11 protein-coding genes are annotated in these 12,744 nt (G+C 39.8%); 5 read left to right on the top strand and 6 right to left on the bottom strand.

The features are described from left to right. The 4 genes from tnpC to AC04NP_RS09945 all read left to right on the top strand — a co-directional run. The coding region (gene tnpC, locus AC04NP_RS09930; protein ID WP_482859526.1) for an IS66 family transposase at positions 1-1,028 on the top strand (1,028 nt) is incomplete at its 5' end. A gap of 103 nt (positions 1,029-1,131) precedes the next feature. Next, positions 1,132-1,896, top strand: coding sequence for a hypothetical protein (locus tag AC04NP_RS09935; protein ID WP_482859527.1), 765 nt, complete (start codon positions 1,132-1,134; stop codon positions 1,894-1,896). Beyond that, a complete protein-coding gene (locus tag AC04NP_RS09940) occupies positions 1,886-2,392 on the top strand; it encodes a tyrosine-type recombinase/integrase (protein ID WP_482859528.1) in 507 nt (168 codons plus the stop codon). Before AC04NP_RS09935 ends, AC04NP_RS09940 begins: the two co-directional genes overlap by 11 nt. Then, entirely contained in the window at positions 2,389-3,072 is a 684-nt protein-coding gene (locus tag AC04NP_RS09945) for a hypothetical protein (protein WP_482859530.1), read from the top strand. The genes AC04NP_RS09940 and AC04NP_RS09945 overlap by 4 nt, the downstream gene beginning before the upstream one ends. Before the next feature lie 112 nt (positions 3,073-3,184). Here the strand turns inward: AC04NP_RS09945 and AC04NP_RS09950 are convergent, their stop codons facing one another. From AC04NP_RS09950 to AC04NP_RS09975, 6 genes are all read right to left on the bottom strand, one after another. Further along, positions 3,185-6,937: a S8 family serine peptidase gene (locus AC04NP_RS09950; protein WP_482859531.1), complete on the bottom strand. Its 3,753-nt coding sequence runs from the start codon at positions 6,935-6,937 to the stop codon at positions 3,185-3,187. Beyond that, entirely contained in the window at positions 6,885-7,226 is a 342-nt protein-coding gene (locus AC04NP_RS09955; protein ID WP_482859533.1) for a hypothetical protein, read from the bottom strand. Before AC04NP_RS09955 ends, AC04NP_RS09950 begins: the two co-directional genes overlap by 53 nt. 120 nt (positions 7,227-7,346) lie before the next feature. Continuing rightward, a complete protein-coding gene (locus AC04NP_RS09960; protein ID WP_482859534.1) occupies positions 7,347-8,273 on the bottom strand; it encodes a hypothetical protein in 927 nt (308 codons plus the stop codon). A gap of 1,961 nt (positions 8,274-10,234) precedes the next feature. Continuing rightward, positions 10,235-10,729 (bottom strand): hypothetical protein, encoded by a 495-nt coding sequence (locus tag AC04NP_RS09965; protein ID WP_482859536.1) that lies wholly within the window; start codon positions 10,727-10,729, stop codon positions 10,235-10,237. Next, entirely contained in the window at positions 10,683-11,648 is a 966-nt protein-coding gene (locus AC04NP_RS09970) for a hypothetical protein (RefSeq protein WP_482859537.1), read from the bottom strand. Before AC04NP_RS09970 ends, AC04NP_RS09965 begins: the two co-directional genes overlap by 47 nt. Positions 11,649-12,214: 566 nt before the next feature. Next, positions 12,215-12,397, bottom strand: a complete 183-nt coding sequence (locus tag AC04NP_RS09975) for a transposase domain-containing protein (RefSeq protein ID WP_482859539.1) — start codon at positions 12,395-12,397, stop codon at positions 12,215-12,217. Between the two features lie 40 nt (positions 12,398-12,437). On the opposite strand from AC04NP_RS09975, the gene AC04NP_RS09980 reads away from it, so the two are divergent. Further along, a complete protein-coding gene (locus AC04NP_RS09980; protein ID WP_482859541.1) occupies positions 12,438-12,629 on the top strand; it encodes a transposase domain-containing protein in 192 nt (63 codons plus the stop codon). Positions 12,630-12,744: the final 115 nt, after the last annotated feature.

The raw sequence follows: 12,744 nt of genomic DNA on the forward strand, positions 1-12,744 counted from the left end.
TGCTATTTTCGGGCATGCAAACGCAGCCGGTTTCCCCCTATGAAGACATCCTGTTGGCACTCCGTAAGGAGAATGAGAAACTGGCTCAGATCAACACTAAACAAGAGCACAAAATCACCTATCTGGAACATGAATTAGCCCAGCTAAAACGCATGATCTTCGGATCAAAGAGAGCGCGTTTTGTGCCTTCGGATAGTGGGCAATTGGCCTTAGGGCTGGAAGGGCCGGCCACTGCGGAAGCCAGCCCTGAAAAGGAGCAGATCAGCTATACACGGAGAAAAAAGAAAGGTAAGGCCGTTCGCCTGGAATTGCCCGCTCATTTACCCCGGCAAATCCAGATCATAGAACCCGAAAATCTTGCCAGCGGGGCCAAAAGGATTGGGGAGGCCATTACCGAAATACTTGAATACAACCCGGGCAGACTGTATGTGAAAAAATACGTACGCCCCAAGTTTGTACAGCCTGGTAGTGAGGGAGAGGAAAAAATAGTCATTGGAGAGCTACCAACACTTCCCATTCCGCAGGGCAATGCAGGGCCTGGATTGCTGGCCCACTTGCTGATCAGTAAGTTCACAGACCACCTTCCTTTTTACCGCCAGGTACAACAATTTAAAAGGGAAGGGGTGAAAATAGCAGAGTCCACCGTCACAGGATGGTTTAATGCTTCGTGCAGGCTGCTTGAACCGCTGTATGAAGCATTACGCAGGAAAGTGCAGCAGGCTACTTACCTGAACGGGGACGAAACCCCGATTGCTGTGCAAAGCTCCCAGAAGAAAGGAGCCACTCATACCGGATATCACTGGGTGTACCGGGCACCATTGGAAAAACTGGTCTGTTTTGACTATCAGAAAGGCTGTGGCCGGGAAGGGCCGGAAATATTTTTGAAGAATTTTAAAGGCGCATTGCAGACAGACGGCTACACGGCATACGAAATATTTGACAGTTACCCGGACATCAGGCTGTTGGCCTGTATGGCGCATGCCAGAAGATATGCAAAGTTGAATAATATGCAAAGTAAAGCTGCCTAAACTGGCTATTCACTGGTATTTGCGAATTATGCACTTTACATAATAATCTGGGCTTTTAGTTTTGACCTGGGTAATATTGCCCAGGTTATTAAAAAGTTCAGTAATGTTAGAAACTATTTTAAAAATCCGTCCGCTAATTGCCGCTGCGCGCAGACACCTGCGTGAACAATCATTTTCATCAAGCACGATTGAAAAGTACAACCGGTTATGGGGCAGGCTCGTCGATTACATGACCCAATCGGGAATCGATATTTACAACCGGAAAGTGGGCCAGGATTTTCTGGAACATCTTTATGGTCAGTTTTCTTATTCACGGCTTGGCACCTATGAAAAAACGGTTGTCAGAAAGGTCTATTACCTTACTGAATTCCAGGAGAATGGTGCTGTTCCAGTAAAGCGACGAGGCCCGCAACCCCGTTTCATTGGTAGAATTGGCAGTCTGATGGAAAACTTCATCTCCGGGAGACGGGAGTCCGGCTGTTCAGCCAGCACCCTATCATCAAATAAAAGCTACCTCCATGTTTTCCTGTTATGCATGGACGCACAAGGAGTTGACTGCCCACATGCTATTAAACCGTCCCATATTATAGCCTTCATTGAATCACAGAAAAACAAAAGCCTGGCCACCAAATACGGGATGTTCGCGGTGATAAGAAACTTCCTGAAGCATCTGCATGCCGTTTATCCGGATAGCCAGGACTTATCGGCCATTATCCCGAAGGTCAATTATATCAGGCAGGCGAAATTGCCTTCTGTTTATTCCAGGGAGGAAATATCGTCCTTGCTGGCGGTGATTGATCGTGGGAATCCCAAAGGGAAAAGAGATTATGCCCTTATGCTGATCGGTGCCCGGCTTGGTGGGGCTTAAGTTTACCCATATTCGTTGGGATGAGTGCCAAATCGTACTGGATCAGAAAAAGACAGCCAGGAAGCTGGAATTGCCCCTCACTGCTGAGATTGGCGAGGCAATCATCGATTACCTGAAACATGGAAGGTCGGTATCCGACCAACCCTATATATTCTTAAGCTTGACACCGCCATACGGCAAAATAACTAATATTGCTGCAAGTACCATGACCAGTAACTACCTGACCCTTGCAGGAATAGATACATCCACCAGGAAACATGGAACGCATATACTTCGCCACAGCCTGGTTGCCGAACTTCTGGATAAAAAGACTCCGATCCACGTGATCTCCGGAACATTGGGACATACTTCCACAGATTCCACACGACACTACCTGCGCATTGACACCCCGGTAATGAAACCCTGTGTATTGCAGGTACCATCTTTGGACTCCATATTCTATGATAAGGTAACTGATTTCTTTTTTTCTGACAAGAACCGGGAGGAAAAGCGATGAGGAACTATGAAAGCATCTTCGCTCCATTTATGCAGCGGCTTATTACTATAAAAAGAGGGCTTGGATTCAAATGCATAGATATGGAATACGCTTACCTCATGTTTGACCGCTTCATACTCAGCGAAAGCGTGTCTTCGGTTGGTATAACGCGGGAACTGGCAGAAAAATGGTCCGCACCACGTGCCAATGAATCTCAACGTACGAGATATGTCCGGATTGCCCATGTTGCGCAACTCTGTCATTTTCTATGCACGCTGGGATATAAATCCCACATCCCCAGACTGCCCAGGATACAACGCAGCCATGTGCCTTATATATTTTCCAGGGAGCAAGTAGCGGCCTTTTTTGCCGCATCCGACAGGATAATGATAAAATGCAGCCGCCATGAAACTTCTATCAGTGCGGTCCCTGCGCTTTTCAGGATGCTTTACAGTACTGGTATGAGGCTGGAGGAAGCTTTGGCGCTCAGGGATGTAGATGTAGCTACATCCGGCCCTTGGCGGAGCTGCTGGCAGCTCCGGTGGCCCGATCCTGGGCCGGGGACCTGCCGACCAGGTCGCACCGATAGCCGTGAACTCCCGGATCGATCACCCACCAAGCTCGGCGAGGATTTCCTTCGAGTTAGGGTTTATGAGCGTTTTGTGGGATGGGGTATCTTTTCTTTGCAACAATTTAACTAATATAATTCAGATACTAAAAATGTTATATTCGTTTTAGGCAAATAAAACAAAGTAGGAAGTGCTAGTGCGCTTCCTACTTATCAATTTAAAAAAAGTGAACTTTTCTGTTTAACTATTCTTTTTTGATTCTTAGAAAGGATTCATTCTTTCCATCGAAGAATTTGATAATGTAAAGGCCATTTGGCAACAAACTAAGATTCAACTTAGTTTTATTTTTTCCATGTTTTACCCTCCATTGTTGTCGATAAAAGTCTCTACCTGTTGTTTCACTATTAACCAGAACGAGGATACTTCCATCTTGCGAACTATCATAGCTTAGATGTACAAGTCCATTGGAGGGATTAGGAAACGCGATAATTTTAGCAAGCGGACCGATATTAGTGCTATCAGCCCATAATGCTTCGTTTTTAATAATCTTTTCATCAAACTTGAAGTTTGGAGTCAAAATAGAGCTTTCAGCAGCTAATAATGTGGAATCAGACAAATTGTATTCATATTTATACTCTTTGTTTTCAACCATGGTGCTTGGTTGAAGGAAAAGACTTACCGCAGGTGATGCAGGTACTGACGATTTTGCATCATAAATGGTTCCTCCAATGCTGTACATACTGATATCCGCAAGAAGAGGTTGAGCAGGGTTGCATGAGGATGTATACACTGTTTGGCCATTCAAACGGTATAAAATTTGAGAGCCTTGTCGCTCTATTCGCACCACGTCACCTGATTGATAACTGCCAAACGTTCCTTTAGATGTGCCACTTTCATAAATATTCAATGTACCACCAGAATATAGATAGAAACAATACTCTATTGTGTTCCATGAGTAGCTAGGATTTGAACTTGATAAGCCAAACATACGAAAAGTATTTGTCTCTTGAACCGTTGTCTCAAACCAACCATCCTGATTGCCGGGAATGGTATTCACTGAAGCTGCACCTCCATTCCACCAGGTATTTGAACCGGACGTTTTCGTTAAGTCGTTTCCATTTGCTGTTGTGTTAACTAAATCAGTCCAGGTCACGTCATGAACAGGAGGTGTAACTTCTGCTACAAACGAAGCTTTGGCATTGGAGATCGTACTGCCTGGCGTATACATACTCACATCAGCAACCAGTGTCTCTGCCGGATTACACGATGATGTGTATAACACATTACCATTAAGTTTGTATTTAATCTGTGAACCTTCACGTTCCACTCTAACTATATCTCCTGATTGATAGCTGCCGAACGAACCTTCATAGTCGCCGCTTTGATAGATTTTAATTGATCCCCCAGGCTGCAGATAGAAGTTGTAATCTATGGAATTCCAGGTAGAGCCCTGATCCACATCAGACAAACCAAACATACGGTGAGTATTGGTTTCCTGAACGGTCATTTCAACCCATCCATCATGATTAGCAGGCAATTCGTTGACTGATGAGGCACCGGCATTCCACCAAGCAGAAACCGAGGAAGATTTAGTTAAGGTGTTTCCATTGACTATGACATCATCCAAATTAGTCCATACAATGTCGTATGATAAAATTGGGTCGCCGATGATCAAGTCATTGGCGTATTGACTTTCGCCTTCCGAGTTTATCCCTGTTGCGGAGAAGTAGTAGGTATTATTTGCAAAATCCAATCCACTTAATGTATAGGTGGTAGAAGTTCCAATATTTATAGGTGAATTTCCCTGGTTTGCTCCTGTACCATTGTAAGGTGGTCCAGGACTGGTGCTATAGTAAATTTTGTAATTGGTCGCTCCTGTGCCTAATAGTGAAAATGTAATAGAAGAGTTTGTTACAGTATGGTTATAGATAATGGGCTTGTTAGGCACATACTTGATGCCTATATTCATGTCATCTCTATGTGACACCCCATCATTGTCCACTGCTGTCACAATAACTTTGCCTTTAATATTTCCACTCTCATCACGAGCCCAGCTCTTGTCAAGAAGGTCGGAAGAATTAACGGTCACGAGCCAGCTTGACTCAGAACCTTGACCCGTGGAACCTGTGCCGGCTATATAAGTTCCGCCAGAGTGGTAGAGTTCCAATTTCCAATCATAGGAGATGGCGTAATCTCCTTTGGGAGCTTCATCAATAAATACAGCACAGTAGTTATAGCTAATTCCGGGTTCAATCGTTGCCTGATTGGCGCTTGACCCGCAATAATAGGTGTTGAATTTCACACGATCCTCTATTCCGACTACAAGGGCGCTTGCGGTTAAGGTAGCATCGGCATTGATAACTTTTCCGTCAATTAGATTACTTTTAAGCAGGTTCAAAATCTCTACATAACTTGTGGTCTTGTTTAAATCAACTAGTCTTTGTTCAAGTAATAGCGCTACTAAACCTGTTACATGGGGAGTAGCCATACTTGTACCGGATAAATGCACATATTCTGGATTACTGGCGAGCTGAGCTGAAGGATAAGGAACCTCTTTTGAACCAGAAGCAGCCGAAGCGATAAGTGCCCCAGGGGCAAATACGTCCGGTTTGTCAATTCCCGATCTTGAGGGACCAGGACTTGATGAATAAGTTGGAACTAAAGTACTAATCGGATGATTAGGAACAGTGCTTGTTCCTCCAGTCGAATTTGTCCATGAGTTCTTTGAATTCATAGATCCAACGGTAATGACATTGGCTGCATTGCCAGGTTCAGAAATTAATCTCCTATTGCTATAAGAACCATCATGAAAGTAAAAAGAGGTATGAGCATTATTGTCTGATTTAACGTATGCGTCCCATTCCCCCGAACTACCAATCATTTCCAATTTCCATGTAGTTCCATTACTTGAAGGTAATTGAGTCCCATTACCCTCATTATCAAAAATGGTTATAGTAATTATATTATCTTCCGGTTTGTAGCGAATATCGTTTTCACCTTCCAAATTGCTAATTGTAATAAATCCGTCATTTCCTGAATCGAAAACAGCGAGTGGATCACCTTTCGCAATTGGTCCATACACACTTCCATCTGGTGCTGTCAATTTTACAGAGTAGTTGTCAGTAGGTTCATAGTATATTTCAATGAATCCACCATTTCCTGCAATTTCGTTTTTTATATCAATAAAAAACTCTTTCATTCCAGCTCCGTTATGATCGGCATGTATTTTTTTATAGGCCTCGCTTATAGGACTTGTTCCAATAATGTAACCACTATTTCCTGCTGATTTTACTATGATTCTTCCTTTTCCATATATGCTGTTGGACGTCAGTTCCGATATGGCTTTTTCGAACCTACTAGTACCATCTCTTGGTCCACCATCAAGTCCAAAACTCAAATTTGCTACCCAGGGCTTATTAAGGGTTTTTGCCTTATCGGCAATATATTTAATCCCTTCTAACACATTGACAGTAGTTGAATAGATTTGATTCAAATATGAAGTTCCGGGTGATCTCCTAGAGACCATTATTATATCTGCTTCAGGCGCTACACCTACGTAAGGAGTGGAAGTTGCACCTTCTTTCCCATCGCCTGCTGCTATTCCAGCAACGTGAGTGCCATGCCCATCCTTATCTAAATGAGTACAACTTCCACTATTGATTTGTGCTGTATTCCATTCGGTTCCGCCCAAGTCATTTCCAATCGGACCTGGCCCTGTGTCATCATTTTGATCCCATATATATAAAATTCGGGTATTACCTGTTTCATCTTGGAAAGTCGGATGATAAATATCTATACCTGTATCTACAATCCCTATTATCACGTCTTTGCCTCGATACGTGAAATTAGCAAATGCTTCATCTAATTTTATCATTTTTCTACTTTCATCAAGCTCTTTGACCATTGGTCTATCTATCTCGATAGCAATTAAACCATCTACATTCTTAATTTCGCTTAATTTCTGAATTGGAAACTCGACAGTATAATAAATTCCCAATTCTAGTTCGAATTTTAACCCTATGACGCTCAAGATCTATATCTGTTCCGTTAAACTCAATAATTGCTCGAATAATAGGGTTTTCTTTATTAGAGTCTATTCCAAATCGTTTAAGTTGATTCTTTTGTTGGGAAATACTCCTATTTAAAGTAATTGATGAGCTATTTTTCATATAGCTTTTTTCAGCCATTCGAAGCCAATGATCAATTCTTGGTTGTTTTTTGTTTTGCGCATTGACACCACTTGCAAACACGAATGCAAGCAATAGTGAAATAATAAATCGTTTCATGTAGTTAAATTGGTTTGTGATTAAAAAATTGTTTTGTAAAAAATTGTATTGAAAAATAGGTTGTTATTCGGGTTAAGGAGGCGTTGTAGGGAATAACTTTTAAAATCAATGAAGTAGTATTCAATTATTTTTGGGTGTCCATAAAATCTGTTTCGGAATAGGAATGTCCGTTGTTATCTTCACCAAATCGGTATCAAATAAATCTAAATTTACTTGTGCTACCGAATCTGGAATGCAAAGCACATTCATAACCTTGTAAGACAAGAATCTGCAAGCTATTCGGTCTGTTTTCTTGGAACTCCTAATTAGTGAATCCATCTTTTTACTATAAACCAGGGCTCTCACATCGTACACTCCAGGCAATACATCAATTTTAAATTGACCCAATGAACTTGCTTGCACTCTTATTTTTTCTTTGTTTTTCCTGGTTCCTTGCTCAAGGTGGTATGGATTTAAGATAATGTCAACATTAAGGCTGTCGGCCACACCAGTATAATACTTGGAAGGGGGATACTTTTTCCTCAAGGTTTCCAGATCTACTAAGCCTTCGATCTTACTGTTAACCTTCCATTTTTCAATGAGATATAACTTAGGTTCCCAAGTAATTTGTACCGGATTATCCTCAGAACGATGATCAGAAAAAATAATTGGAACTATTGACACTTGGTGGTCTTTCACACAAATGTTAAATACTTCTATTGTTTTATACGTATAATCCTTAGAAGGTACCCTAACAAACCGGGCAGTTCGACTATCTTGATAGTAATAGCGAATTGTATCAATAACCTCAAGGTTGTAATTTCCTGCAGGTACATTCCTGAAAAAAAATGATTGATTTGTGGATTCCAATTTGAAAGTATGTTTTTTACTTTTAAGAAAGTATGTCAATGGTGCATTATCATACTTCTCAACTTCACTAAGCACAAAAGCCCCATAAACTTCTCCGAATTCTTTGCTTTTCACCTTCTCACTTTTGATCCCATGACAAGAATATGCTATCAGAACCATTAAAAAAAGCAATAGGAGAGAAATGGAAATTTTATCCATGATAATTGTTTTTTGTTATTAGAGATGACATTTTTTATGCATAATGAAGTATTTGTTATATATCACATATATTGTTTTAAATTTTAGAAATTAATCTAAAGTTTAACAACACAAATAGTTGTACAACTTTTGGGTTATAGGAAAAAATGGTAGACGTTATGATTCTAACACCTGTTTCATAAATTTCCTTGTTTTGAATTCAAGGATTTTTGTCTTCCACATAGTTAGGTGTCTAAATTTAGTTTGGGTACCATAGCATTTGTTTTAGTAGATTATAATTGATAGTAAAAAAATAATGATTACACTGTCTCCATTCTGTAAACCCCATCTAGCATAAAAGCGTATCTGATGCCAAATTTATTTTAAAAAAAATGAAAAGAAACTGAACGCCCGCAATCATTTATCCGCTATTAAATAAAATTGAAAAAATGAGTCAAAGCCGGCCAGTGTCATATAAAAAGGGACATCTTTTCACTTCGACAATTCAACAATTGTAAGTCAGATTCCAAAATTATCACTATCTTTTAATTTTCTGTAGATCTCGTTATAACTTTTTCTAAGCGATTTGTTGATCGAAAGTGACTCATATAATTGCCCCGCAGTATGGGCCATTTATTTCTTTTCTTTTTCATAATTTTTCTCACTGATTTTATATGGTTTAAATATTCAAAGAAAGGATATTAAACTATTTGTCAGTAAGAAGGAAAGAATTATTGCGATTGTACTAATAATGGTTAATTGAGGGTTTTATGATACTTTTAATGCCCCGAAAAGGACTGTTTTCGGCACAAAGCTGTCATTCAGATAGTTACTCCGATGAACTTTTGTGTGGCTTTTAATTGTTCATTTCTTTTTCTTATTGATTTAACTTAATTGTAATCTCTAATGAACCCAGTATCATAGTGATTATCTTTCGACTGTAACCTCCGGAGGCACTGAATGAATAAGCCTTAATGGCAAAAGAACGGGATCATGCTTTGAGATTTGATCAATCAAAGGGTACATTGATAGGGGCCCGTCCGTGGCATCCGGCATGCGTTCACATAAAGTATTTGGAGATCCTCGATTAAATGACCCATATAACTCAAATGCTGGGAAAGCATCAAAATCGTATCCCAACAATACCTCCCTGGTAATACGATTAATCCATATTCTAAACGAAAATGTGGTGCCCGGGACAAATATTGATTCTACCAAAGGATCAGTGCAAGAGCCTTCTAAAGTAACTTTTATCCATTGAGAATTAACATTCTCCACGGAACACGTCATGCATTCTGGATCCTCTTGTGCGGTTCTAAGAATCATCGGCACCCGATAGTCATTAAATCGTGGAGTAGAGAAACATTCTATTTCTTTGGAGATGCCAGTTCGCTTATGGCTATTATAGATATTAAAGATTAGCGAGGTCAAAGTCCACGCCTACTTCGGCTCTCGATGTTCCGCGAATTGGATCAAAGTATCGATTATCTCCGAGGAAACAGCTTATTGGTCCTTCGGGAGCAATGACAACAGTCCCTATGGCTATTATCAGCGAAGTATCTGAGTCTATATTGGGCTCTATCAAGGTACGAGCGGGACTCTCGACTTGGTAACTTGGAATAAAAACTCTTAACCAAAACTGTGCGTTTATGTTTTCGCCCTCAATATTCAAGAAGGTTGGGCCTTCTCGGAAAGGATCGTTTGATAGAAATTCGATAATTGAATTGTAATCACCAGAGCCCAACGGAGCAAATTCAACTTTTATTTCCTTTCTTTGATTCTTCTTAATACAAAATTACCTTCTCCTTCAATAATTGAAATCCTGCCATTCGCTGGATGCAGTTCGATAGTCCTACGCAGTTCGGAGCCCACATCTCCATCATTTTCAATAAAAACCGATTTTACTGATTTATCTCCTGCTCCTACAAGCCCAAAATCTAAAGGATTTGATGGAGATAAAACATTCAGTTTAGGTGATGGTATTACATTAAATCTAATTTCGACAGATACTCATGATTTCTTCCGTTATGACTTATTATTAACATTAAAGGGGAATGCATGTTTGCAAGAAGATCATGGGGAGTAACTGTTATTTCTACTTCCATATTAGAACGAGGTCGTGAATAGGCCATACTTACGGAATTTACTCTATTGTTTCCTTGACTTGTTGTTATTTCATTCTCATTATATATCCCGATTGAGTTTTTAATTTGAAAGTCAACATTTAGTAACGCATCCTCATTGAACATGTAATGAAATACAAGATCAAGATTTTGAATTCCATCCTCAGACCTTAATGTTAAGAGCGTTTTTGAACTTGTTCTATTTGGTATATCTCCTAAATCGACAATTTTAGATTCTGTATCTCCACCTACATTTAGGATGCTTTTGTGGCCAACTAATATTTGGTTTTCTATGGTTGTTCTTAGTTCACCCGATATTATTAGTGGCTTGAGCATATATTCTCGTACTTCCATAATTATCACCAGGTTCATTTATTCTTAACATAAAATCCACTACTGTCTCCCCATTTCCAATACTTACTGTGTTTGATGAAATAATTGAAAGGTATTCTGGAACTATTAGGCGCACCTGGGCTCCCAGTGCTGACTCGCCGACTGTCCACCGGGTTGATACTGTGAACGGCCCATCCTCAATATAATATCTTCTTCCATCAACAACATTTTGCCATTCACTTCGAGGTGCTCTGGTCGGGGGATCTGGATCATTATTCTCCTCAGGAGCGATTACTTCCACAGTATGAGTGCTGCCTGTATTACCGGTCACGGTAGCGAGCCCTTCGCCGACTGCATCGTATGTTAAGTACCATCCATAAATCCCGAAATAAGACGTGACAAATCTGGGAGAAACTCTCAAAATGTTTTCATCAGACACCGTATATGAAAAAGTACAAGCACTTAGGGGACAATTTAGGCACCACAAATGATCAGTAGTCGATCCCAATATCAGTTCATCAACACCAGAGTGTATTACCGCGTCGTTTGGGACAGTTTCGTAAAACCCTCTACATAATGAATGGGCATCTCCTGAGAGAAAATATGGGCCAATATACTGATCCGATAATGAAGCGAGGATTTTTTCCCTACTAATTAAAATACTGTCAATTTGTGCATAGCCATATTCATGGGTGATCTCTATTTTTCCATTATGAATTTTTAAGGGAGCTACAACAAAAATAGAATCACCTATCATTCTGTCTACCACTACCCGTTGATTATCAATTTCAATACGTAAATTTTCCGATTTAAAACCGCTAATACCTTCAGCAATTATGAGTAGTTCTTTACCAGGTTCAATGAATTTTGGTCGAAGGATGTTTACCTTAAAACTATCCTTGCTTAAGTTCGTCACGAAAATTGAGGCTGACGCTGGCATGCTACTTCGTCCTTTATTATCGATTAACTAAATAATGTATTCATATTTACCAAGTTGACTTTTATTATCAAATAGGTCGTAATAATTAAAACTACCAGTATTTTGTGAAGAATCGTTCAATCCGTTACCATCTAAAAGGACTTTTTGTACTTCACTAGAAGGTGATTTCTTTATAAGATTAATGTATGAAATTATATCACCTTTTTTTTATAGTGAAATTGGATTTTGACGTGAGAATGATTTTTAGGTTTTTGAAGCTTATTTGGTTCAATTGAAATCCTGTCTATATATAGATCTGATAAATCCTGAGACAAAAGAAAAAATCGGGGAAACAACATACATGCGAATAGAATAAGAAGAATCCTCATCCATGCGGAATTACTTAAATTGTCGAGATAATAAGATACTTTGTTCTTCTGTTTCTCGTTTGGTCCCATGTTGCCTAGTTTTAATGTGCAACATATATGTAAAATGCACTTATGCACCATACCGCCAATTATAACATTATAAAAATAATCAATTAACTATATCTAACTGTATCCGTCCGGTAGACTACACTACAGCGATTATTTTTGGAGCGCTATATTGCATGGCAACAAATCACTGATTTTATTAATGGGGTAATCAGGTAGTTTGTTGAGGACAGCATACAAATACTGAAAAGGGTCAATATTGTTTCGTTGACAACTACAGATCAGTGAATAAATGATAGCTGCGTTTTTGGCCCCTTGATGGGAACCGGCAAACAAATAGTTTTTCCTTCCCAGGTTATGTAAAGCTTTACATAATTTGGGACGGCGTAACTATTTGTTTGCCGGATCGCATCAAGCCGCCTGCAATGCGGCTATGCTGTATTCCTTCCTGAGCACCTGCAAGATCAATGAGGTGGAACCTTTTCAATGGCTAAAAGAAACCCTGACAAAAATCCCGGACTGCATGGTCAATGATTTAGAAAATTTGTTGCCCCTCAGGCAGGTCTAATCCATCATCAGCAAAAATATTTGTGAAAGCTAACAAAATCAACAGGTAGCGCACCGAAGGGATACGTTTATCATTGATTTCAAATATTTTTTATAAATTCTTATCCGATGAATAT

The organism is Agaribacillus sp. DX54 (assembly GCF_056858335.1).